Origin of the sequence: Nonomuraea endophytica, assembly GCF_014203235.1 — a bacterium.
GTDB classification, from domain to species: Bacteria; Actinomycetota; Actinomycetes; order Streptosporangiales; family Streptosporangiaceae; genus Nonomuraea; species Nonomuraea endophytica.
This window is the reverse complement of record NZ_JACHIN010000003.1, coordinates 459,044-479,850: the sequence shown is the minus strand read 5'-3', so window position 1 is coordinate 479,850 and position 20,807 is coordinate 459,044. Positions and strand designations below refer to the sequence as shown.

General features: G+C 73.2%; 19 protein-coding genes and 1 pseudogene. 7 read left to right on the top strand and 13 right to left on the bottom strand.

Going from position 1 to position 20,807, the window contains the following annotated elements; translation table 11 throughout:
• Positions 1-65: 65 nt before the first annotated feature.
• Complete coding sequence (gene fusA, locus HNR40_RS14135; RefSeq protein ID WP_184961150.1) at positions 66-2,084, bottom strand: elongation factor G; 2,019 nt, start codon at positions 2,082-2,084, stop codon at positions 66-68.
• 524 nt (positions 2,085-2,608) lie between these two features.
• On the opposite strand from fusA, the gene HNR40_RS14130 reads away from it, so the two are divergent.
• Positions 2,609-3,034 (top strand): hypothetical protein, encoded by a 426-nt coding sequence (locus HNR40_RS14130; protein WP_184961148.1) that lies wholly within the window; start codon positions 2,609-2,611, stop codon positions 3,032-3,034.
• Positions 3,035-3,104: 70 nt separating this feature from the next.
• Here HNR40_RS14130 and HNR40_RS14125 read toward each other — a convergent pair whose 3' ends face one another.
• The 4 genes from HNR40_RS14125 to HNR40_RS14110 all read right to left on the bottom strand — a co-directional run bounded on the left by HNR40_RS14125 (position 3,105) and on the right by HNR40_RS14110 (position 6,250).
• A complete protein-coding gene (locus HNR40_RS14125) occupies positions 3,105-3,602 on the bottom strand; it encodes a hypothetical protein (protein WP_184961146.1) in 498 nt (165 codons plus the stop codon).
• A gap of 63 nt (positions 3,603-3,665) precedes the next feature.
• Entirely contained in the window at positions 3,666-4,262 is a 597-nt protein-coding gene (locus HNR40_RS14120) for a hypothetical protein (protein WP_376773470.1), read from the bottom strand.
• The gene (locus tag HNR40_RS14115; protein WP_184961144.1) at positions 4,259-5,644 is read right to left on the bottom strand and encodes a selenium-binding protein SBP56-related protein; all 1,386 of its coding nucleotides are present in this window, start codon (positions 5,642-5,644) and stop codon (positions 4,259-4,261) included. Before HNR40_RS14115 ends, HNR40_RS14120 begins: the two co-directional genes overlap by 4 nt.
• Before the next feature lie 84 nt (positions 5,645-5,728).
• Entirely contained in the window at positions 5,729-6,250 is a 522-nt protein-coding gene (locus HNR40_RS14110; RefSeq protein ID WP_184961142.1) for a DUF6609 family protein, read from the bottom strand.
• Positions 6,251-6,377: 127 nt separating this feature from the next.
• Here HNR40_RS14110 and HNR40_RS14105 point away from each other — a divergent pair, with 127 nt between their 5' ends.
• From HNR40_RS14105 to HNR40_RS14095, 3 genes are all read left to right on the top strand, one after another.
• Positions 6,378-7,307, top strand: coding sequence for an alpha/beta hydrolase (locus HNR40_RS14105; RefSeq protein ID WP_184961140.1), 930 nt, complete (start codon positions 6,378-6,380; stop codon positions 7,305-7,307).
• Positions 7,297-8,469, top strand: coding sequence for an acyltransferase family protein (locus HNR40_RS14100; protein WP_184961138.1), 1,173 nt, complete (start codon positions 7,297-7,299; stop codon positions 8,467-8,469). Before HNR40_RS14105 ends, HNR40_RS14100 begins: the two co-directional genes overlap by 11 nt.
• 118 nt (positions 8,470-8,587) lie before the next feature.
• Positions 8,588-9,106: a snapalysin family zinc-dependent metalloprotease gene (locus HNR40_RS14095; protein WP_184961136.1), complete on the top strand. Its 519-nt coding sequence runs from the start codon at positions 8,588-8,590 to the stop codon at positions 9,104-9,106.
• Between the two features lie 6 nt (positions 9,107-9,112).
• Here the strand turns inward: HNR40_RS14095 and HNR40_RS14090 are convergent, their stop codons facing one another.
• The gene (locus HNR40_RS14090; RefSeq protein WP_184961134.1) at positions 9,113-9,958 is read right to left on the bottom strand and encodes an alpha/beta fold hydrolase; all 846 of its coding nucleotides are present in this window, start codon (positions 9,956-9,958) and stop codon (positions 9,113-9,115) included.
• Positions 9,959-10,032: 74 nt separating this feature from the next.
• A complete protein-coding gene (locus HNR40_RS14085; protein WP_184961132.1) occupies positions 10,033-12,624 on the bottom strand; it encodes a CHAT domain-containing protein in 2,592 nt (863 codons plus the stop codon).
• A gap of 58 nt (positions 12,625-12,682) precedes the next feature.
• On the opposite strand from HNR40_RS14085, the gene HNR40_RS14080 reads away from it, so the two are divergent.
• The 3 genes from HNR40_RS14080 to HNR40_RS14070 all read left to right on the top strand — a co-directional run bounded on the left by HNR40_RS14080 (position 12,683) and on the right by HNR40_RS14070 (position 15,088).
• Positions 12,683-13,930 (top strand): S8/S53 family peptidase, encoded by a 1,248-nt coding sequence (locus tag HNR40_RS14080; protein WP_184961130.1) that lies wholly within the window; start codon positions 12,683-12,685, stop codon positions 13,928-13,930.
• A 105-nt stretch (positions 13,931-14,035) separates the two neighbouring features.
• Positions 14,036-14,605: an RNA polymerase sigma factor gene (locus HNR40_RS14075; RefSeq protein WP_184961128.1), complete on the top strand. Its 570-nt coding sequence runs from the start codon at positions 14,036-14,038 to the stop codon at positions 14,603-14,605.
• Positions 14,606-14,629: 24 nt separating this feature from the next.
• Positions 14,630-15,088, top strand: coding sequence for a hypothetical protein (locus HNR40_RS14070; RefSeq protein WP_184961126.1), 459 nt, complete (start codon positions 14,630-14,632; stop codon positions 15,086-15,088).
• Positions 15,089-15,090: 2 nt separating this feature from the next.
• On the opposite strand, the gene HNR40_RS14065 is transcribed toward HNR40_RS14070, so the two are convergent.
• The 6 genes and pseudogenes from HNR40_RS14065 to HNR40_RS14045 form a co-directional block, all read right to left on the bottom strand.
• Positions 15,091-16,623: a DUF8189 domain-containing protein gene (locus HNR40_RS14065; protein ID WP_376773473.1), complete on the bottom strand. Its 1,533-nt coding sequence runs from the start codon at positions 16,621-16,623 to the stop codon at positions 15,091-15,093.
• 9 nt (positions 16,624-16,632) lie between these two features.
• Positions 16,633-16,866, bottom strand: a pseudogene (locus HNR40_RS57845) (peptidoglycan-binding domain-containing protein); the annotation flags it as partial.
• A 74-nt stretch (positions 16,867-16,940) separates the two neighbouring features.
• The gene (locus HNR40_RS14060) at positions 16,941-17,348 is read right to left on the bottom strand and encodes a hypothetical protein (RefSeq protein ID WP_184961122.1); all 408 of its coding nucleotides are present in this window, start codon (positions 17,346-17,348) and stop codon (positions 16,941-16,943) included.
• Positions 17,332-17,898 (bottom strand): RNA polymerase sigma factor, encoded by a 567-nt coding sequence (locus tag HNR40_RS14055; protein ID WP_184961120.1) that lies wholly within the window; start codon positions 17,896-17,898, stop codon positions 17,332-17,334. The genes HNR40_RS14060 and HNR40_RS14055 overlap by 17 nt, the downstream gene beginning before the upstream one ends.
• 4 nt (positions 17,899-17,902) lie before the next feature.
• Positions 17,903-19,072: a S8/S53 family peptidase gene (locus HNR40_RS14050; RefSeq protein ID WP_184961118.1), complete on the bottom strand. Its 1,170-nt coding sequence runs from the start codon at positions 19,070-19,072 to the stop codon at positions 17,903-17,905.
• A 112-nt stretch (positions 19,073-19,184) separates the two neighbouring features.
• The gene (locus tag HNR40_RS14045; RefSeq protein WP_184961116.1) at positions 19,185-20,759 is read right to left on the bottom strand and encodes a PQQ-dependent sugar dehydrogenase; all 1,575 of its coding nucleotides are present in this window, start codon (positions 20,757-20,759) and stop codon (positions 19,185-19,187) included.
• Between the last annotated feature and the right edge of the window lie 48 nt (positions 20,760-20,807).

Below are 20,807 nucleotides of genomic sequence, written 5' to 3'. Positions count from 1 at the left end.
CCCGCCTGCCGCAGCGCTTTTGGGCGGGATGCCCTCCGGTTTGGGCCGGAGGGCATCTCACGGGGTCAGGCGGGGGCGTGGCCCGCGGGGCGGGTGGTGAAGCCGGCCCGCCCCTGTGTCCGGCTGCGCAACCCGCTCGCGTACCCGAACAGCTCCGCCAAGGGCACCACGGCCGTGACCAGCGCGCCGCCGGGGCGGGTTGTGGTGCCGGTCACCCGGCCGCGGCGGGCTGCCAGGTCGCCCAGGACCGCGCCCACCCCGTCCTCCGGCACCGTCACCGTGACCTCGGAGATGGGCTCCAGTAGCACCATCTCGCACTGCCGCAGCGCCTCGCGCAGGGCGAGCCGTCCGGCGGTGCGGAAGGCGAGCTCGGAGGAGTCCTTCGGGTGGGTGGCGCCGTCGGTCAGCGTGACGCGCAGGCCGGTGACGGGGTGCCCGCCGAGCGGCCCCTCGGCCAGCGCGTCCCGGCACCCGGCCTCGACCGCGCCGACGTACTCACGCGGCACCCGCCCACCGGTCACCACCGACCGAAAGACAAACCCACCCGAACCCGCCGGACCCGCCTCGGCCGCGGGTTCCACCGTGATCTCGACGTGGGCGAATTGGCCGGCGCCGCCGTCCTGCTTGACGTGCCGGTACAGCAGCCCGCTCACCCCGCGCCGCACGGTCTCCCGGTAGCTCACCCGGGGCCGGCCGACGGCGACCTCCAGCGCGTGCCCGCGGCGCAGGCGCTCCACCGCGACCTCGAGCTGCAGTTCGCCCAGCCCGGACAGCAGCGTCTGGCCGGTCTCGGCGTCGGTTCTGACGGACAGCGACGGCTCCTCCTCCACGAGCCGGGCGAGTGCCGCGGCCAGCCGGGTGGCGTCGGTACGCCGCCTGGGCTCGATGGCGACCGACACCACGGGCTCGGCGGCGGCGGGCCGTTCCAGCACCAGCGGCGCCGCCGGCGCGCACAGCGTGGCGCCCGCGCGGGCCGCCTTGAGCCCGGCCACCGCCACGATGTCGCCCGCGCCCGCCGAGCCGAGCTCGGTGTACCGGTCGGCCTGCACGTGCAGGATCCGGCCGACGCGCTCGGTGCGCCCGCTCGTCGTGTCGAGCACGGTCTCTCCCTTCCGGATCGTTCCCGAGTACACCCGCAGGTAGGTGAGCCGCCCGGCCGCGCCGGTGCTCACCTTGAAGGCGAGCGCCGCGAACGGCGCCGACGGGTCGGCCGGCCGCCGTTCGGGCAGCCCCTCCCACTCCCCCTGTACGGCCCCGCCGGGCGAGGGCAGGTAGGCGACCACGGCGTCGAGCAGCGGCTCGATCCCGCGTTCGCGGTAGGCCGAGCCGCACAGCACGACGACCGCCTCCCCGCTCAGCGTGAGCTCGCGCAGCGCGCCCGTCAGGGTGGACTCGGACAGTTCGGGCAGTTCTGAGTATTCCTCCAGCGCGCCCGGGTGCAGCGACGCCACGGTCTCGGCCAGCAGGTGGCGGCGCCGTACCGCCTCGTCGTGGAGCTCGGCCGGGACGGGGCCTTCCGTGAAGCTCTCGCCCCAGGTCAGCGCCCGCATCCTGATGAGGTCGACGACGCCGGTGAAGGCGTCCTCGCGGCCGATCGGCAGCTGAACGGCCAGCGGCGTCACGCCCAGCCGCTCGCGCAGGGAGGCGAGCGCGTGGTCGAGGTCGGCACCGGCGCGGTCGAGCTTGTTGACGAAGGCGATGCGCGGCACGCCGTGCCGGTCGGCGCGCCGCCACACCGACTCGCTCTGCGGCTCGACACCAGCGACGGCGTCGAAGACCGCGACCGCGCCGTCGAGCACGCGCAGCGAGCGTTCGACCTCGCCGGAGAAGTCGACGTGGCCGGGGGTGTCGATGAGGTTGACGCGGCAGCCGTTCCAGTCGCAGCTGACGGCGGCGGCGAAGATGGTGATGCCGCGGTCGCGCTCCTGGGGGTCGAAGTCGGTGACGGTGGTGCCGTGGTGGACGTCGCCGCGTTTGTAGGTGGCGCCGGTGAGGTGCAGGATGCGTTCGGTGACGGTGGTCTTTCCGGCGTCGACGTGGGCGAGGATGCCGATGTTCCGCAGGTCGCGGGGGTTGGTGCGCACGGTCCGTGCCTTTCGGCGTGATCTTGGACAGGACGGCGCGATGGGCCGGGCGAGCGTGGGCGTCAGCCGGTGCTGATACGTGCGTCCGGGCTCGTCAGGACGTCGACCGGTGGCGGGCGCGCAGCCGCCGCCGGGCGGCCGGAGACACCAGGATCACCTCGTGGCGGGCCTGGGGAACGAACGTGGCGTCGCGCACGACCGTCTCCCCTCGCTCATCGTGGTGATCTCTGTCTGCGGCGAGTGTAGGGAGGACGCGGGCGGGCGCGCCACCGGTTAAAGACGGGCCGCGCTGCCGCTGGGACGATGAATCTTTGTGACATTGGCCTCTCTGTCCGCCGAAGCGCTGTCATATGGTCAAAGCGCAGGTAGAAGGGTGTCTTACGAGGTGGCGAACAGTGCCGGGACGGCTAGACATGGGCGCCTCGTCACAGGGCACAACCAAATATCGACCGTCTGTTTACTTCGACCACACGCCCCATCTCTTCTACTAGGAAGGTAACGATTCGGCGCACGAGGAGGTCACAATGAATCCGAACGCGTTAGAGACCAAAGCGCAGCAACGCGGCTGGCAGGTTGTCAGCGAGCACGACGGGGACGGGCCGATGATGACGCTCGTCCGCGATGACTGGGAGATCTGGGTGGCGTTCTCCGGATCAGCTCCCGAAACAGCGACGCTCCGCAAGCCGGGCCGCAGCGAGCCGAGAAAGCTCGGACTGCGTGAGATAGGCATGTGGGTACGCCGCGACCGCGGCCAGATGAGCCGCTTCGCCGTCGGTGACCAGGTCATCGTCGGCGGCAGACCGGGTACGGTCACCGACATCACGCTCGCCCGGAGTCCGGGCGACACCCCAGGACGGATCCGCCTGACCGTGGCCTACGACGACGGCGGCACCGGCACACCGTTCAGCGACCAAGTCGAACGACCACGAGCCGGATCGGGCCGAAGATAGGCCCCGGGCAGGCACCCTCCCTCCCACCCCCCGGCCTGTCCGTCAACGTTGAGTTGACGGGCGTCAAACGTCAACCTATGGTTGACGCATGTTCGCGTGGGTCATGCGCTTCGCCGCCGCCCTGCTCCTTCTCGGCCTGGTGAGCGCCATGTTGTGGTGACCCGGCCAGCGTCCGTCCGCACGCGCGTACCGTGTCATGGTCGTTCACGGCCAGCATCACCGGACCGGCGAACGAGATCGCGACGACCAGCGCGAGCAGGAACGGCTCCAGCCACCACCGCCGGAGCAACCGCGCCCGCGCGACCAGCAGCACCAGGAGCGCGATCGAAGCCGACGCGATCGAGACGGCCGGGAACACGATGATCCGCCCCAGCGCCCAGAACACACTGGACACGACCAGCGCGAACCGCTCACCGCCCAGGCAGTTGGCCCGCGCCCACCACGCCAGGCGGATCTCCAGCAGCATGCCCGTCGTGGAGCACAGCACGGCGATGACCGCGGGGAACGCACAGCCGAAGGTCCAGCGCACCTCGCGGGGCTCCGGCCCGCGCCGTCGAGTCAGGGTCACGGCGCCAGCACATCAGGCGGGTGTGGGATGCTTCCGGAGGGTTTGTCGAGATCCTGTCGAGGTTCAGAGCACGGCCTGCGCCAGCGTGATCACCCCCGCCGCCACCAGCGCCGCCGCCCACATGCGGTCCACGTTGAACCACGCCCGGCGCAGGATGGTCAGCCCGGCGAGCTCGTACACGAGCACCGCGGTCACGGCGGCGGCCGCGAACATGGCGAGCGTGTGCAGACCGGCGGCGGCGAGGCCGCCGCTCATGGCGTGGCCGTGCTCGTGCATGCCGGAGAAGACGGGCAGCAGCATCAGGCCCGCCCCGTGCGCCGAGGACATGAGGAACGACCACCCGGCAAGCTGCGGCAGCATCAGCCGCATGCCCGCCCACCGGAAGTGCCGGTCGGACATCAGCCGCCACAGGCCGAAGCCGACCAGCAGGACGCCGCCGCCGATCGCCAGCGCGCGGCCGGTGACCAGCGAGCCGGTGACGGCGACGACCACGGCCACCAGCGCCACCGACGCCAGGTGACCGGCGGCGATGGCGGGCAACGAGGCCAGCAGGCGCCCGCGTGAGCGCTCCTGCAGGCCTCGGGCGACGGCGAACAGCCAGCCCATGGCCGGGTTGAGCCCGTGGAAGGCGCCGAGCAGCAGGATCGCCGCGACCGTCACGGGAAGCAGTAGGAGTCGGAGGAGGCGTCGCCGCCCTGAAGCTTGACCTGGTGGGGGCGCAGGCCGCGGAAGTCGGTGACGAACAGCCGCTCGTCGAAGGCGAACGCGTCGGTGTCGACCTTGGCCAGCCAGGAGCCGACGCCCTCGGGGTAGAACTGGTCGTCCCAGGCGCCGTACAGGGAGTTGGTGAGGTAGACGCGCTTGCCGTCGCGGCTGACCTCGACCATCTGCGGGCCGCCGCGCAACTCCTGGCCGGGGCGGGCCGGGTGCGGGGTGCGTCCGGTGATGCCGCCGATGCGCAGCGAGCCGATCTCGACCGGGTTGAAGGGGTCGGCGACGTCGTACTGCTTGAGCTCGCCGGTGCCCCAGCAGGAGACGTACAGGCGCTGGTCGTCCACCGACAGGTCGATGTCGGTGACCAGCGGCGGCACCGCGCCGAACGGCTGCAGCAGCGGCGGCAGGTCCGCGGCGTCGGCGGGCTCGGCGGGGATCGTGATGACCTTGCGCACCGCGAACTGCTCACCCTCGCGGAACCACAGCCAGACCGACGCCGACAGGTCCTCGACGCTGGTGACGACGCCGACGAAGCCGTACTGCCGGGTGGGGTCGTGGGCGGGGCGCAGCTCCAGCGGCATCTGATATTGGTCGCCCAGGTCGATCTCCTGCAGGTGACGGCCCTTGGGCAGGTCCCAGACGTGCAGCCGGTGACCGTACTTGCGGCCGAGCAGCAGCTCGCCGACGAGTCCGTCCTCGATCATCGACGGCGTGCCCCACTCCGAGGTGATCAGCACGTCGTGGTTGAGATGCCACCAGAAGTCATAGGCCAGATACTGCGGCCCGCGCTCGCTCTCCCACCGCCTGCGCACCTCGAAGGTCCGATGATCCAGTACGGCGATGCCGCCGGGCCCCTCCTCCCCGTTGACCCCGCCGAGCGCGGAGACGTAGAGCCCGTCGGGCCCGCAGTGCACGGTGTGCGGGCGCGAGTACCCGGCCTTGACGGCCAGTTCGTCCGCTTCGATGACCTTGACCAGTTCCGGGCTGATCCGGTCCTTGGTGTCGAAGATGTGGATCCGGGAGCTGCGCAGCCCGGGGACGACAAGGTAGCGCCGCTCGGTGTGCGGGTGCGGGGCCGACGGGCACAGCGCGCTGCTGCAGGCGTTCCACCCGAAGTGGTGCAGCTCGTCGCCGGTGTTGGGCAGGTCGGTCCAGCCGACGAGCTCGCCGTAGGTGGCCGAGGCGGGGTCGGTGTCGAGGACGGCGATCGCGTCGGGCCGCTCGGCCTTGCGGTCGAAGGCGGCCACGTAGGCGAGCTTCTCGGGCGGCCCCGCGGCAGCGTCGCGGGGCGAGGGATAGAAGGTGGGATCAGGAGTCCAGAGCGCCATACCTCCAGGATTCCGATATTTCCTACAAGGTCAATAGACTTGCCCGGCCCAGCTGAAGGCTCACGTGAAGGCTCACATGAAGGCTCAGGTGAAGGTGAGTGCCGGGTAGGCCAGCAGCATCACGGCCCCGAAACCCATCTTCAGCAGACCGTCCACGATGCCGAAGACCTGCATGGGCACCCGCTCCGCCCGCAGCCCGACGAACGCGTTGACGATCAGCAGGAGGCCGAGCACCACGATGAGCGGCCCGTGCGCCAGCCCCATGGGCAGGAAGTGCACGCCCACGACGAGCAGGATCCACAGGATGAGCGTACGCTCGCCCGCGTCCTTGAACCGGGTCAGCACCAGGTAGATGAGCCCCATCTCGATCACGATGGCGCCGGCCAGGCCGGCGATGTGGATGAACGAGGGCTTGCCCAGCGAGGGCAGCAGCGCGCTCAGCCCGCTGGCGGTCAGGCCGGTGGCGAAACCGCCGATGACGAAGACCAGCCAGCGCGAGCGGAAGATCCAGCTCAGCAGGAAGCCGAGGCCGAGAAACAGGAGGAAGAGCCCACCACCACGGATAAGCGGATAAGGGTGGGCAAGAAGGGACTCGACGGTACTCATAGGATGTCAGCCTTCCATGCCCCGATGACCGCATCGACCAGGCGCGGGGGTAGTACCTGAGAGTTAGGCGAAGATCCACTCTTCGGCGGGACGCTGACGACCTGGTGCGATCCCTAGGTTTTCCGGCATGTCCTTCCTCAGCCGGCTGCTGCTGCGCACCATGGTCGCCGCGGCGGTGGCCGTACCGTTCTCGGGGGCGACGGGCTCGGCGGCGGTGCCCGCCCCGCCTCCCGCCGTCCAGCCGCCGCTGTCCTCGGCCGATCCCGCCGTCCTCGCCGGCCGGTACGCGGCGAGCCGTACCTCGGTCCTGGCGGCCGAGCGGTCGGCGGCCGCGGCGGGACACCCCTCGCGGGCCGCGGCGCTGCGGGCGATGGCGGGCCAGGACCGCACGTTCCTGTCCTTCGACGGCCGCGACGGCGGGCGGACGGCCGAGGTCTTCGGCGACCTGTCGCGCTCCGGGAGGATCGCCGTGCTGGTCCCCGGCTCCGACACCGACCTCGACTCCTACGGCCGCCTCTACGGCGGCGCCACCCGGCTGGCCGCCCAGCTCGGCGAGCGCGCGGCCGTCGTCGCCTGGGTGGGCTACCGCACCCCCGCCACGGTCAGCCCGCAGGTGCTGACCACCGGCCTGGCCGACGCGGCGGCGCCCGGCCTGCGCGCCTTCGTGCGCGAACTGCGTGCCGCGAAGCCGGGCGCGCGGATCTCGCTCGTGTGCCACTCCTACGGCGCCGTCGTCTGCGGCAGCGCCGCGCCCGGCCTGCCCGTCGAGGCGATCGTCCTGTACGGCAGCCCCGGCACCGGCGCGGACACCGCCGCCGCCCTCCGCACCACCGCCGACGTCTGGGCCGGGCGCGGCGACCGCGACTGGATTTCCGGCGTGCCGCACACCCGCGTCACGCTGCCCTTCGCCACCCTCGGCCTGGGCGCCGACCCCGTCTCGCCCGGCTTCGGCGCCCGGATCTTCCCCGCCGGCCCGGCCGCCCACAGCGACTACCTCAACGCCGGCACGCCCTCGCTGCGCGCCATCTCCGCGATCGTGGCCGGCCATGAAGGCTGAGCCGACGCTGTCCGGGCGCATCGACGCCGCCACCCCGCCCGGCCGCGACCGCGCCGTGGACGGGCTGCGCGCCCTGGCCATCCTCGGCGTCGTGCTGGGCCACTGGCTGGTGACCGCGCTGGTCGCCGACAGCGGCTCGGTCCGGGTGACCAGCCCGCTCAAGGCCGTGCCCGAACTGGCCCCGATCTCCTGGGTGTTCCAGACGCTCGCACTGTTCTTCCTGGTCGGCGGCATGACCGCGGCCAAGTCCTACGCTTCTGCCACCGGCTACGGGCCGTGGATCCGCGCGCGCATGGTCAGGCTGACCCGTCCCGTCGTGCCGGTGCTGGTGGTGTGGTGCGCGGCGGCGGGCGGGATGCTCGTGGCCGGGGCCGAGCTCGAGACCGTGACCGCGCTGGTGCGGCTGGTGGTCTCGCCGCTGTGGTTCCTGCTGGTGTTCGCGGTGCTGACCGCCGCCACGCCGCTGGCCGTCCGCCTGCACCCGGTGTGGCCGCTGGCCGTCGTCGCGCTGGTCGACCTGCTCCGGTACGGCCTGGCCGCCCCGGACTGGCTCGGCTGGGTCAACCTGGCCGCGGGCTGGCTGGTGCCGTACACGCTGGGCGCGGCCTGGACCCGAGGCAGGCTCGGCGCGACCCTTGGCGGGGTGGGCGCGGCCGGGACCCGCGGCGGAGTGGGGGTGGCTGAGGGCGGCGGCGGTCTGCGTTCCCGGAGCGCTGGCTGGGGTCTGCTGGTGGCCGGTGGGGTGAGTGCCGCGGCGCTGGTGGTCTGGGGCGGGTATCCGGCGTCCATGGTGGGTGTGCCGGGCGCGACGATCTCCAACCTGAACCCGCCCACGCTCGCCGCGGTCGCCTTCGGCCTGGCCCAGTGCGGGGCGGCGCTGCTGGCCCACGGGCCGCTGACGCGGGCGCTGCGCCGTCCGGCGGCGTGGGCGGCGGTGGCGCTGGCGAACCTGTCGGCGATGACGGTGTTCCTCTGGCACCAGACGGCCATGATCGCGGTCACCGCGCTGGGCCTGGCGGCGGCCGGACCCCTGCCGGGACTGCACACCGCGCCCGTCGAATCGGGCTGGGTGGTGGCCCGGGTGGCCTGGTTGCCGGTGTTCGCGGCGGCGCTCCTGGTGTGCGTGGCGGCCTTCCGCTCCGCCGAACTACGCCGGGCATAACCCTTCCGATCCGCCGAACCGCGCCGGGCATAACACGGTGATAGGGGCAATCTGGCGGGGCCCCCTGGAGAGCAAGAGCCGCTTACCGTGACAGCACCCCCCACTTTGAGGAGGATCCATGTCACGAATCCTTCGACTGTCCTTGTCCCTCGTCCTCTCCCTCACCTTCCTGCTGCTCAGCTCCCCGGCGCAGGGCTCCGTGGTGCGAGTGCTGCGCTACGACGCCAGCCGGGCGCAGGAGTTCCGGGCCACGGTGGACCAGGCGGCGCAGATCTGGAACAGCAGCGTCGTCAACGTCCGCCTCGTCCCCGGCACCCCCGCGCAGATCACCGTCCTGGCCGACAACGGCTGGCCCCGGGCACTGCCGACCAGCCTGGGCCGCGGCACCATCTGGATGGGCCGGCAGGCCACCGCGCAGGGTCACAACCCGCTGCGCATCGCCACCCACGAGATCGGTCACATCCTGGGCCTGCCCGACCGCCGCACCGGCCGTTGCACGGACCTGATGTCGGGTTCGAGCGCCGGCACGAGCTGCACCAACCCCAACCCGAACGCGGCCGAACGGGCCGAGGTGGACCGGAACTTCGCCGGCGGCACCCCGGCCGTCGAGTTCGGCAAGGTTCACGTCAACCGCTGAGGTCACTCAGAGAGCGGCGGCCAGCCAAGGCCGGATGAGGGGCACGACCGTGGCGGCCTGCATGGCGCTCATGTGGTCGAGCCCGTCGAGCAGGCGCACGTCCCAGCCGTGCGCCTCCATCTCGGCCCGCCGCTCTCTGAACGGCCCGGCGATGTCGACGACCGTGTCGCCCCACGCCGGGCCGTACTCGATCACGTCGCCTGACCCGGCGAAGGCCAGCCGGGGGCAGGTCACCCGATCCTGGACGGCGGCGTCGTCGAAGCCCTTCAACGCCTGGTAGAGCGTGGCGAACTGCCGGGTCTGCGCGGGCGACATCGTCACCGTGACGCTCGACCAGTCCCCCGCCTCCCCCGGCTCGGCGGGCTCTGCAGGCTGGGCGGGCGCCTCCAGCGCCATCTGGTAGGTGGCCATGGTGACGGCCAGCATCGCCTCGTACGGCCCGCCGATCGGCGGATACCCGCCCATGACCAGCGCGGAGAGCCGGTCGGTGCGGATGGCGAGCTGCAGCCCGGTCAGGGCCAGCCAGGAGTAGCCGTAGTAGGCGAAGGTCCCGGCGCCCGCCGCGTCGGCGACGGCGAGCATGTCGCGGGCGAGGTTGTCCGGCGTGAGCGTCTCGGGCTTGGGCCGGCTCAGCACGTGCCCCTCGTAGTCGAAGACGATGACGCGGAAGCCGTCGCTCAGCCCTTGGACCAGGTGGTGGCCGAGCGAGAGGTCGGCGCCCCACTTGGCGGCCTCCTCGGCCTTGGCGGCGTCCTCCGCCGGGTGCGGGTTGGCCGGCAGCAGCAGGGCCGGCCCGTCTCCGTGGATCTCGAACTCGATGGTCTGCCCGTCGTGGAGGGTCGCGTTCGGCATGGGATGCCCCCTTATCTCTTTACGGCATAAGCGATTACCGAAGACCACAATACCTTAGGCCGTAAGGAGTTGCGTCATCCCGCCCCGAACGACTGGAACGACCACCCCGTCGCCACCGCCACCGGGTCACCCGCGCACTCGCGGCGGGCGGCCGTCAGCGCGGCGGGCAGCGGCGCCCCGGCCCGCAGCTCCCGGTGCAGGCTGACCATCAGCGGCACCGCGGCCGCGTCGTTGACCGGGACGACGCTGGCCACCACCCCGGCCGTGCCCAGCTCCACCAGGCAGGCCACCAGACCGAGCAGCTCGTCCGCGCCCGCCGCCGCGCCCCGCCCCGACTCGCAGCTCGACAACACCACCTGCCGCGGCGGTCGGCGCAGGCGCTCCAGGTCGTAGACCGTCAGCGGCCCGTCGTCCACGCGCAGCGCCGAGAACAGCGGGCTGTCGGCGCGGAAGGTCCCGTGCGCGGCGATGTGCGCGAGCCGCCGTCCCTCCATCGCCTCCAGGATTCTGGGTACGGTCGCCGTCCCGTCCTCCAGCACGACCGGGTCGGCGTGCCCGGCGGCGATCTTCGGCACCTCGGCGCCCTTCGAGGCCAGGCCTGGCCCGCGTACCAGCACCACGCCGTCACCGTCCGCCTCCGGCTCATGGGCGCGCAGCCAGGAGGTGGCCGACGGCGCCACGCTCACGACGCGCCCGCGCAGCGACGGCAGCAGGCTCCACGGCACCCCGTGCAGGCGGCCGGGCGGCACGATCACCACGTCCCGGTCGCCGAGCACCCGGCCCGCCGCCCCGAGCAGCAGCTGTTCCAGCTCGGTGCCCGCGCTCTCCAGCTGGCCGAGCAGCGCCGTGGGGGCGAGCGTGGAGCGGCCGTGGGCCAGCCGCGAGAGCGCGAACCTGGCCAGGTGCAGCTGCCGCGCCGCCTGCTCGACCGGGCCTGCTGGCAGCCGCCGTACCCGGCCGTCGCCGCAGAGCAGGACGTGCAGACGGCCGTCGACCTCGACGAGTTCGAGCAGCAGGTTCTCGTCCAGCGCCGCCAGGAGCCTGCCGGTGTCGAAGGGCGGGCAGGCGATCCGGTCGCCGCGGGCACGCAGCGCTCTGGCCCGTGCCGCGCGCTCCAGCCGTACCTGCTCGGCCTGGAGGAGCGCGGTCGGCAGGCCGCGGGCGTGCGCGTCGGCCAGCCGTCCGGCGACCGCGCGGATCGCGGCGAGGTCGGACTGCAGGTCGGGGTCGTCAGGCGGGCGGGCCGGGGGGACGGCCAGCGCGCCGGCCCGCCACCGCTCGCTCCACGTCAGCAGCGTCCTCGGCCGGCCCGCGAGCAGGGCGTGGCGCTGGCCGAGCGCGGCCAGTTCGGCGCCCTGCGCGCTGGCCTGGGCGCGCAGCTCGGAGGAGCCGAGCGTGCCGCGGTGCTCGTCGATGACGGCGAGGCCGCGGCCGCAGGCGTGCAACAGCGCCCGCGCGTCGCCGTCGAGCTGCGCGAGCAGGGCGTGGGCGAGCCAGCCCGTGGTGCGTGCCTGCGCGGGCCCGCCCCGCCGCGCCCGCGCCGCCGCCGTGAGGTGCTCGCGCGCCACGCCGGTACGGCCCAGCGCGAGCGCGATCCGGCCGGCCAGCAGGTGGCCGAGCGGCAGGTGTGGCGAGGAGAGCGCGGCCAGTTCGCGCACGCACGCCCCGGCAGCCCGCAGCAGCGCCCCGGTCGGCGACCCGGCGGCGAACTCGGCCCGCACCATCACCAGCCGCGCGTGCGCCCGCCACCAGCGGCGCCGCTGCCGGTCGAAGAGCCGGGCGGCGCCTTCGGCACGTTCCAGCGCGGCGGCCGGGCGGCCGGCCGCGAGCGCGCAGTCGGCCGCGGTCAGCATGAGCTCGGCCTGTTTGGAGCGCTGCCCGCGGGTGCCGAGCAGCCGCTCGATGGCCTCGTCCGCCTCCGCCAGCGCCTCCTCGGGCAGCCCGGCGGTCAGCAGGGCGGCGCAGCGGTGCAGGCTCAGGTTGGCGTCGACCGCGCCGAGCCGGTCGTAGCGGCGGGCGGCGGCGTCGAAGTGGCCGAGGGCGGCGGGCAGGTCGCCGACGCGCAGCGCCAGCACGCCGTGGTTGGCGGTGGCGTCGGCCGACTCCAGTTCCTGCCCCGTCTGGACGAACAGCTCCTCGGCCCGGCCGAGATCGGCGGCGGCGCGGGCCAGCGCGCCGAGCGCGAGGTGGCAGAAGGCCCGTTCGGTGCGGGCGCGGGCCTCCCACAGCAGGTCGCCGGCCACGCGCAGCACGGAGATGGCGGCGTTCAGGTCGGCCAGCGCGGCCCGGTGGCGGCCCAGCACGAGCAGCACGCCGCCGCGCCTGAGCAGGATGCGGCCGTGGGTCAGGCCGGTGGACAGCCCGACGGCGGTGTTGAGCGCGGTGCGGCCGGAGGCGGTGCGCCCGGCGAAGACGAGCGCGACGCCGAGCGTGGCCAGCACGTCGGCCTCCCGCTCGGCCGAGCGGGACTTCCTGGCCAGCCGCCGGGCCGCGCGCAGCTCCCGGACCGCCTGCTCGATGTCGCCGAACTCGCGCAGCACGATGCCGATGGCCTGCCGGGCGAGCGAGGCGGCGTACGGGCCCGGATCGTCGGCCAGCAGCCGGCGGGCGCGTTCCAGCGCCTCGTTGGGACGCGACAGCGCCAGGGGGAGCAGGTCGGCCGCCATGAGTCCGACAATGCGCGCCGGCCGTAGCGCCCGCAAGCCCTTCGGCGATGTACAGGCTATGGATGCGGTCTTCGAGGCGCAGTTCCGAGCCATCCAGCGCAGGATGGCGGCAAGGGGGGTCACCGCCGAGGTGGCGTGGACCCCCGACGGGCAGGTCGACTACGTGTACGAGGCCGATCGCCTGCTGGTGATCGACGAGGGCGGGAACATGGGCCGGGTCAGGGAGCTGCTGCCCGGCGCCGAGGTCGTTCCCGAGGACCGGCAGCGACCGGAAGGAGACGATCGCCAGCCGGGCAACACCACGATGCTGCTGTCGATCGAGAACCTGGAGGACGGCCGCCGGAGCGTGCCGGAGGCGCTCGACCTCCTGGAGGAGCGCGACGGCAGAGCCCGAGGGGAGGACGAGCCGCCGCTGGCCTCGCCCAACCACGTGCTGCACATCACCCGGCTGTGCCCGGCGGTCGAGCCCGAGGTGCCCAGCGGGATGCCCGCGCAGCCGTGGCCGCCCCAGCGGGCCCCGGCCGAGAAGGCGGGGCGGATCCTGATCGGGATCGTGGACACCGGCATCCTGGAAGACCTCCCGCACCCGTGGCTGGCGGGGGTGGGCGGCGACGTCGAGCGGATCGGGCCGGTCCTGCCGTCGGGGCTGGCGCACATCGAGCAGTTCCAGGGCCACGGCACCTTCGCGGCCGGGGTCGCGCGCTGCACGGCGCCGGACGCGGACGTCTACGTCGCCGACCACTTCGCCGAGTCCGGGGCGGAGCGCGAAAACGTGATCATCAACAAGATCATCCGGCTGGTCAGGGATCTGCGCCCGCAGGTCGTCAACCTGTCCGCCGGCACCTACACCCGCAACCGGTGGAGCTCGCTCGGCTTCTCCCTGTTCCCCCACCTCTTCCCCGACGTGCTGCTCGTGGCCGCGGCCGGCAACGACGGCACCAGCCGCCCCTTCTACCCCGCCGCCTTCCCGTGGGCGCTGGCCGTCGGCGCGCTCGGCCCCGACCAGAACCACCGCGCCTGGTTCAGCAACCACGGCCCGTGGGTGGACGTCTACACGCTCGGCGAAGGCCTGGTCAACGCCTACGCCACCGGCACCTACACCTACCGCGAGCCGCCGCGGCGGCCCGCCCGGCAGGACTTCGCCGGCATGGCCCGCTGGGACGGCACCTCCTTCTCCGCGCCGCTGGTCGCCGGGATCGCCGCCGCCCACCTGGCCGCGCACGGCGGCGGGCCCGAGGATGCCAGGCGGGCGGTGCTGGACGCGGCCCGGCAGGAGCGGGGTCTGGGGGCGGTTCTGCGGCTGTGACGTATCAGGGCGCCGCCGTCCGCCTCCGTAAGGAGTAAGAACGACTGTGACGGAGGCCGACATGATGCGCTTTCCTGGCGGCGCCCGCCGTACGAAAATGGCGTGATGCGGGATGATCCAACGGTGGTGTCCCTCGTCCGGCGCGCACACGCCGGCGACAAGGACGCGTGGGACGAGATCGTGGAGCGCTACGCTCCGCTGGTGTGGGCGACCTGCCGGGCCTTCCGCCTCAGCCGGGACGAGGCCGACGACGTGGCCCAGACCGTGTGGCTGGCGCTGCTCGACCACCGGTTACGCGAGCCGGCGGCGCTGCCGGGCTGGCTGGCCACGGTGACGCGGCGCGAGTGCGGCCGGCGGAGCGCGTCCGCCGCTTGGCAGCGCACGCACCTGAAGCCCTGGGCCGACCACGACGCGCCGGCCGACGACGCCCCGGTCGACCGCGAACTGCTGGAGGCCGAGCGCAACACCGCCCTCTACGCGGGGTTCCGCCAGCTGGGCGAGCGGTGCAGGACTCTGCTGTCCTTGCTGGTACGGCTGCCGCCGGCGCCGTACGAGGAGATCAGCGCGACGCTCGGCATCCCCGTGGGCTCGATCGGCCCCACGCGCGGACGCTGCCTGGCGGAGCTGCGGCGGCGCCCGGAGGTCGCGGCGCTGATCCGCTCGGAAGGTGGCTAGCGCGATGGGGACAGGGGGCTAGCGATGGAGACACCGTGGTGGGCGGACGACGAGCGGCTGCTGGCGGCGCTCGGGCAGGCCAGGCGGGCGGCCGACGAGGTGCCGCCGGAGTTCGTGAGCGCGGCCAAGGTCGCGTTCCTGTGGCGTGACGTCGAGGCCGAGCTGGCCGCGCTGGTCTACGACTCGGCGCTGGACCGGGAGCTCGTGGCGGTCACCAGGGGCGGGCAGCGGGTGCTGATCTTCCGCTCCGGCACGGACACGATCGAGGCCGAGGTGGGACCCGAGACGCTGCTCGGGCAGTTGCTCCCACCCCGGCCCGGTACGGCCGAGCGCCAGCTCGCGACCGGGGAGGCCGAGACCACCCCGATCGACGAGGCCGGCTGCTTCGTCTTCTCCTCAGCGCCGTCCGGCACCTTCCGGATCCGCTGCCGCTCGCAGGAGGGCGTCGTGCGGACCCCTTGGGTGACCGGCGGGCCACGCTGAGGTCACGACCAGCCGTTGCTGGGCGCGGTCTGCCAGCGGTGCCAGAGGGCGGAGTCGGTGCCCTTGATGAAGACCTCCAGCCGCCCGTCGTGGTTGGCGGTGGCGAGCGGGCCCTCGAGCATCTCGCCGCCGAGCCCGGACCAGCCGGACCAGCCGCCGCCGGGCGTGACCTGCCAGATGTGGTAGACGGTGTTGTCCAGGCCGCGGACGAACACCTCCAGCCTGCCGTCGCCGTTGCGGGCCACGGAGGGCTCGTCGATCCAGCCGCCGAGCGAGGCCCACGCCGACCAGCCGCCGCCCGGGGTGACCTGCCAGATGTGGTGCAGGGCCGAGTCGGAGCCCCGGACGAACACCTCAAGGCGGCCGTCGGGGTTGACGCCGACCTCGGGGTCCTCGATCCAGCCGCCGAGCCCGTGCCAGCCGGACCATCCGCTGTTCGGAGCCGTCTGCCAGTTGTGATACAGCCCGCCGTCGATGCCGCGGGCGAAGATCTCCAGCCGCCCGTCGTGGTTGCGCCCGACCGCGATGCGCCCCTGGACGACGCCGCCGAGCCCGGACCAGCCGGACCAGCCGCCGCCGGGGGTGACCTGCCAGTTGTGGTAGACGGCGCCGTCGGTGCCGCGGACGAAGACCTCCAGCCTGCCGTCGGCGTTGCTGCCCACGGCCGGGTCCTCGATCCAGCCGCCGAGCCCGGACCAGCCGGACCAGCCGCTGTTCGGAGCCGTCTGCCAGTTGTGATACAGCCCGCCGTCGGTGCCCCGGCCGAAGATCTCCAGCCGCCCGTCATGGTTGCGCCCGACCGCGATCCGCCCCTGCAGGACCCCGCCCAGGCTCGACCAGCCGCTCCATCCGCCGCCGGGACTCGTCTGCCAGTTGTGGTGCACGGCGTTGTCGGTGCCCCGGACGAAGACCTCCAGGCGGCCGTCGGCGTTGGTGCCCGCGGCCGTGGCGAAGACGATGCCCTGCAGCGACGACCACTGCGGGCGGGCGCCGTAGATGGAGCGGATGCCCTGGATGTCGTCGTCGCTGAGCTCGCGGCGCACACCCTGGTAGGACGGGAACATGACCGCGTTGTTGTCGGCCGAGTGGGCCAGGCCCAGCCCGTGGCCGATCTCGTGCAGCGCCACCGTGTACAGGTCGAACCCGCTCGGCGGGACGTTGACCGACCAGGTCTCGGCCTCGTCGAAGTGGCAGTCCCCGGCGATGTCGCCGCCGTTGGGCGGCGGGTAGAAGCAGTGCGCCAGCACGTTGCCCTGCCCGTCGAAGGGGAAGCCGTCGCCGTGGTCGCCGGCCGCCCAGGCGATCCGGATCTGGCCGTTGTTGTTCCCGACCTCGGTGAAGGTGAGGTTCGTGACCGCCGCCCACCGGTCGAAGGCCGCCCGCAGCGCCGCGCGCTGGTCGGCTTCCGACACGTCCGGGCTGAAGGGCGGGGTGAAGCTGTAGGTGACCTCGTTGGTCGGCCACCGGTTGCCCTGCGCGACGAACTGGCCCGCCGACGGCTGGTCGGGGAAGCCGCAACGCGGGGTGCGGATCATCTTCAGCGTTTCCTCGTTCAGCGCGCCGGTCGGCTCGATGCCGTGCTGGCGCTGGTACTCCGAGAGCGCCAGTTCCATCCGGTCGTCGAACAGCGTCAGGTCCTCCGGGGCGAAGACCACCGCGGGGCGGAACAAGGCGTTGCCGGTGCGCAGGCCGGGGTTGGGGAAGTAGCCGAAGCGCTTGAGGAACATGTAGAGCTGTCGCACGTCTGGACCGGAGTCGCCGTGCTTGAGAGGGATCATGAAGATCGCCTTCCTGCGTGGGAACGTTCCGTTCACCCCTACGGAGGCGGGCGGACCCCGCGTGATACATCCGGTCAGCCGAGAATCCAGCCGGTGACGATCTTCCTGCCGCCGGCCGTACGGCAGAGCAGATAGAACGGGAAGCGGGGCAGCGGCCGGATCGTGAAGCGGCCCTTCTCGCCCGGCGTGGCCGGGTGGGACGGCGGGATGGGGCCGCGCGCCTCCACCTCGGCGGGCTGGGCGGGGGTGAGCCGGACGTGGAGCGCGTCCGGCGCGATCTCCACCTCGATCGTCAGCCCGGCGGCGTGGTAGATCCTGGTGTCCAGGTCGCCCGCGGCGAGCTCGGCGTCGGGCGCGCGCCAGGCGAAGACCGCCTTGCCCGCCGCCAATGCCTCGGGCGGGACCCGCTCCCCCGCGCGCAGCGCCCGCGCCAGCTCCCCCAGCAGCCGCTCGTCGCTCCAGCGGTCATGACCCTGCGGCATGCCCGCCCCCCTCCAGGATGCGGCGGAGCCTGGCAAGGCACCGGCTGCGGTTCGGGCCGATCCCGCCGACCGGCATGCCGAGCCGCTCGCCGATCTGGGCGTAAGGGACCGGGTCCGGGCCGAGGCAGAGTGTCAGCAGGTCGCGGCAGCGCGGCGGGAGCTGGGCAAAGGCGCGGCGCAGGAGCAGGTCGCGCTCGGCCTTCTCCAGTTCCTCGGCGATTAGGTCAGGACCGGTCTCCGGTTCGAAGTCCAGCGGCCGCTCCGCGCCGTCGCGCCGCCGGATCTCCCGCGCGCGGCGCAGGCACTCCCGGTGGGCGGTCCTGGCCAGCCAGCCGGGAAGGGCGGCCGGCTCGCGCAGGGTGTCCAGGTTCTCGACCAGGCGCAGCCACACCGTCTGCGCCGCGTCGTCGGAGTCCGGCCGCACCAGGCGGAAGCGGCGGCAGATCGACCACACCAGCGGGGAGTAGCGCTCGACGATCTCGTCCCAGGCCGCCCGGTCGCCCTTTCTCGCCCGCGTGACCAGGTCCACGACCTCAGGGTCGTCCCTCATCGGCTCAGGTCTGGCCCGGTGGATGGATGTCGCGTACCGCCGGGCGGTGGAGCAGGTACTCCTTGGCCTCCCTGGCGCTGGATCCGCGCCGGTGGGCCAGGCCCGCGATGGCGCCGCTCACCGCCGCCGCGGCGAACGACGTCCCGCTCCAGGTGGCGGAGCCGGAGTAGAAGGCCTCCTCGCCCCTGGGCAGGCTCACCTTGCCCTCCAGGTAGGTCGAGGTGACCCCCGCCCCCGGGGCGTGCAGGGCCACCCAGGACGCCTTCGGGCTGAACTCCGCCTCCGCCCCGACCGCCAGCACACCCTCACAGGCGGCGGGGAACGCCTTCGCGTGCCGCCGCCCGCCCGGCTCGGTCCCGTGGTTGCCCGCCGCCGCGACCAGCACCGCCTGCTCCCTGAGGCGCGCCACCGCGCGCTCGATGACCAGCGGGGGCTCGTCGTCGGCGGTGAAGCAGGCGAAGGACAGCTGCAGCAGGTCCACCTCCTCGGCGACGAAGCTCACCATGCGGGTGGCGACGTCCCAGGAGTCGGCGCAGACGGCGCCCTCGGCCAGCCCGGCCCGCACGACCAGCTCAGCGTCCGGGGCGTGGGCGGCGATGATCCCGGCGACGAACGTGGCGTGCCCCGCCAGCATCGGCGTGGGCGCCTCGCGCACCCGCGGCAGCAGGGCCGCGGAGTCGGCCATGAACCGGCCGGCGAGCTGGTCGTGCGGCCAGATCGGGGTGTCCAGGATGCCGACGCGCAGCCTCGGGTGGTCGGTCATGCTCCTGTGCGGCAGCCGTACCCCGCCGGGGACGTTCCGTGGGGCGCCCGTGGATGGCAGGCCTTCGACGTTCTCCACCAGCCGGTGCTTGCCGACCACGAACTCCGGGCGTTCCTCCCGCAGCGCGCGCAGCAGCAGATCCAGATCCTCCACCGGTGTCTTCGTGCCCCGCGGCACCAGGTCCCGCCGCTCGCGTAACGTCCGTGCCACCGCCGGCAGACCGGCGACCTCGATCCGCGCCAGCCCCAGCGGGGCGCTGCCCGCCTCGTCGTCCCGCCGCACCCACGCGGGAGTCGCGCCGCCCGCCCATGCGTCGATCAGGTGCGTGACCGCTTTGAGGTGCACCAGGTCGACGACGAGCTCGTCGTCGTAGTACTGCTCCACGCCGGTGTCGGTGATCCGGCCGCTCATGTGACCCTCCGGGGTGCGAGTTACGTGCCACCTGTACGGAGGGCGCTGAGCGCCGGCTGATACACATCGCCGGGGTGGGGTGCCGTGTGGGGTGAGCGCGGCACCCCCCGGGTCAGGACTTGGTGATGCGGACGCTGTCCAGGCCGGCCTCAAGAAGGCTGGCGGTGGCGGCGTCGTTGGCCTGGACCTCCAGCTGGACGGTCTGGCCGGCGAACGCGGTCAGGTCGGCACTGGCCTGCTGCCACGCGCCCGCCACCTGGGATGCCGCGCCCAGGCGCTCGTAGACGGTGGTGCCGCCCACGCGTACGCGCAGGTAGTCGGCCGAGGAGGCGTTGTTGAGGTGGGACAGGTAGGCGGAGAAGGTCAGGGTCAGGCGGGTCGCGGCGGGCAGGGTGATCTGCGCGGAACGTATGGTGGTCAGGCCGCCGTCGACGTCGTTGGCGCCCGCCTGGCTGCCGGCGGTGCGGCCGGTGACCAGGGCGTTGGCGCCTCCGGCTGCGTTGCCGGGCTGGATGGTGGCGCCGGAGTAGGTGGTGGGCTCGGGGTCGCCGCGCTCCCAGCGTCCGGACGTCGCGGTGTCGGACGGGCCCGGGGTGGTCCAGCCCTTGTCCGTCTCGAAGTCGTCCTCGTAGACCGTCTCGCCGCCGCCGGTGTCTCCGGGCGGGAAGCGGACGACGCGGTCGTCCTGGGGTGCGGGGGTGCCGCGGCCGTCGCGGTTGCCGGTCAGGATCCAGAGGTGGCCGTCGGGCGCCACCGCGGCGTGGCGGAGCCTGCCGTACGTGCCCCGCAGGACGTTGTCAGGTGCGCCGCCCGGGAGGGGGACGCGCCAGAGGCGAGTGCCGCGCAGCGCCGCGGCGAACAGGGTGTCGCCGATGATGGCGGCGCCGCTCGGCGAGGCCTCCGCGGTGGTCCAGGTGACGAGGGGGTCGCGGTAGCGGGGCGCGCCGCCGTTGCCCTCGACGACGGGCCAGCCGTAGTTGCCGCCGGCGACGATCTGGTTGACCTCGTCCCAGGTGTTCTGGCCGAACTCGGTGGCGTACATCTGGCCGGCCGCGGTCCAGGCGAAGCCCTGCACGTTGCGGTGGCCGAGGGTGTAGACAGGCGAGCCGGCGTACGGGTTGTCCGGGGGGACGGTGCCGTCGGGGCGCATGCGCAGGATCTTGCCGCCGAGGCTCTGGAGGTTCTGGCTGTTGGAGGTCTGGTTGGCGTCTCCGGTGCTGGCGTAGAGCATGCCGTCGGGGCCGAAGTGGATGCGGCCGCCGTTGTGGATGCCGGACTTGGGGATGCCGCCGCGGATCAGGGTGGGTGTGCCGGGGGCGGCCAGGGTGAAGCGGACGATCCGGTTGTCGGAGGCTGCGGTGTGGTAGGCGTAGACGTAACGGTCCTGGGCGTAGGTCGGGGATACGGCGATGCCGAGCAGCCCGCCTTCGCCGGAGGCCGAGACGCCGGGGACGCGGGCCACCTCGACGGGGGCCGCGCCGGGGCGTACCTGGACGATTCTGGCGCTGTTGCGTTCTGAGACCAGCGCGCTCCCGTCCGGCAGGAAGGCCAGACCCCAGGGAATCTGCAGGTTGCTGGCCACTACTTCCGGACGGGTGAAATCGATGTCGGCCGGCTGAGCGTGGGCCGGGGCGTGGAAGGCTGTCGCGATGAGGGTGGTCGCGATCAGCGTGCGAATAAGCACCATAACGCCGACATGACAAAAGCCAATAAACACTGTCAAGGCCCGAAACCC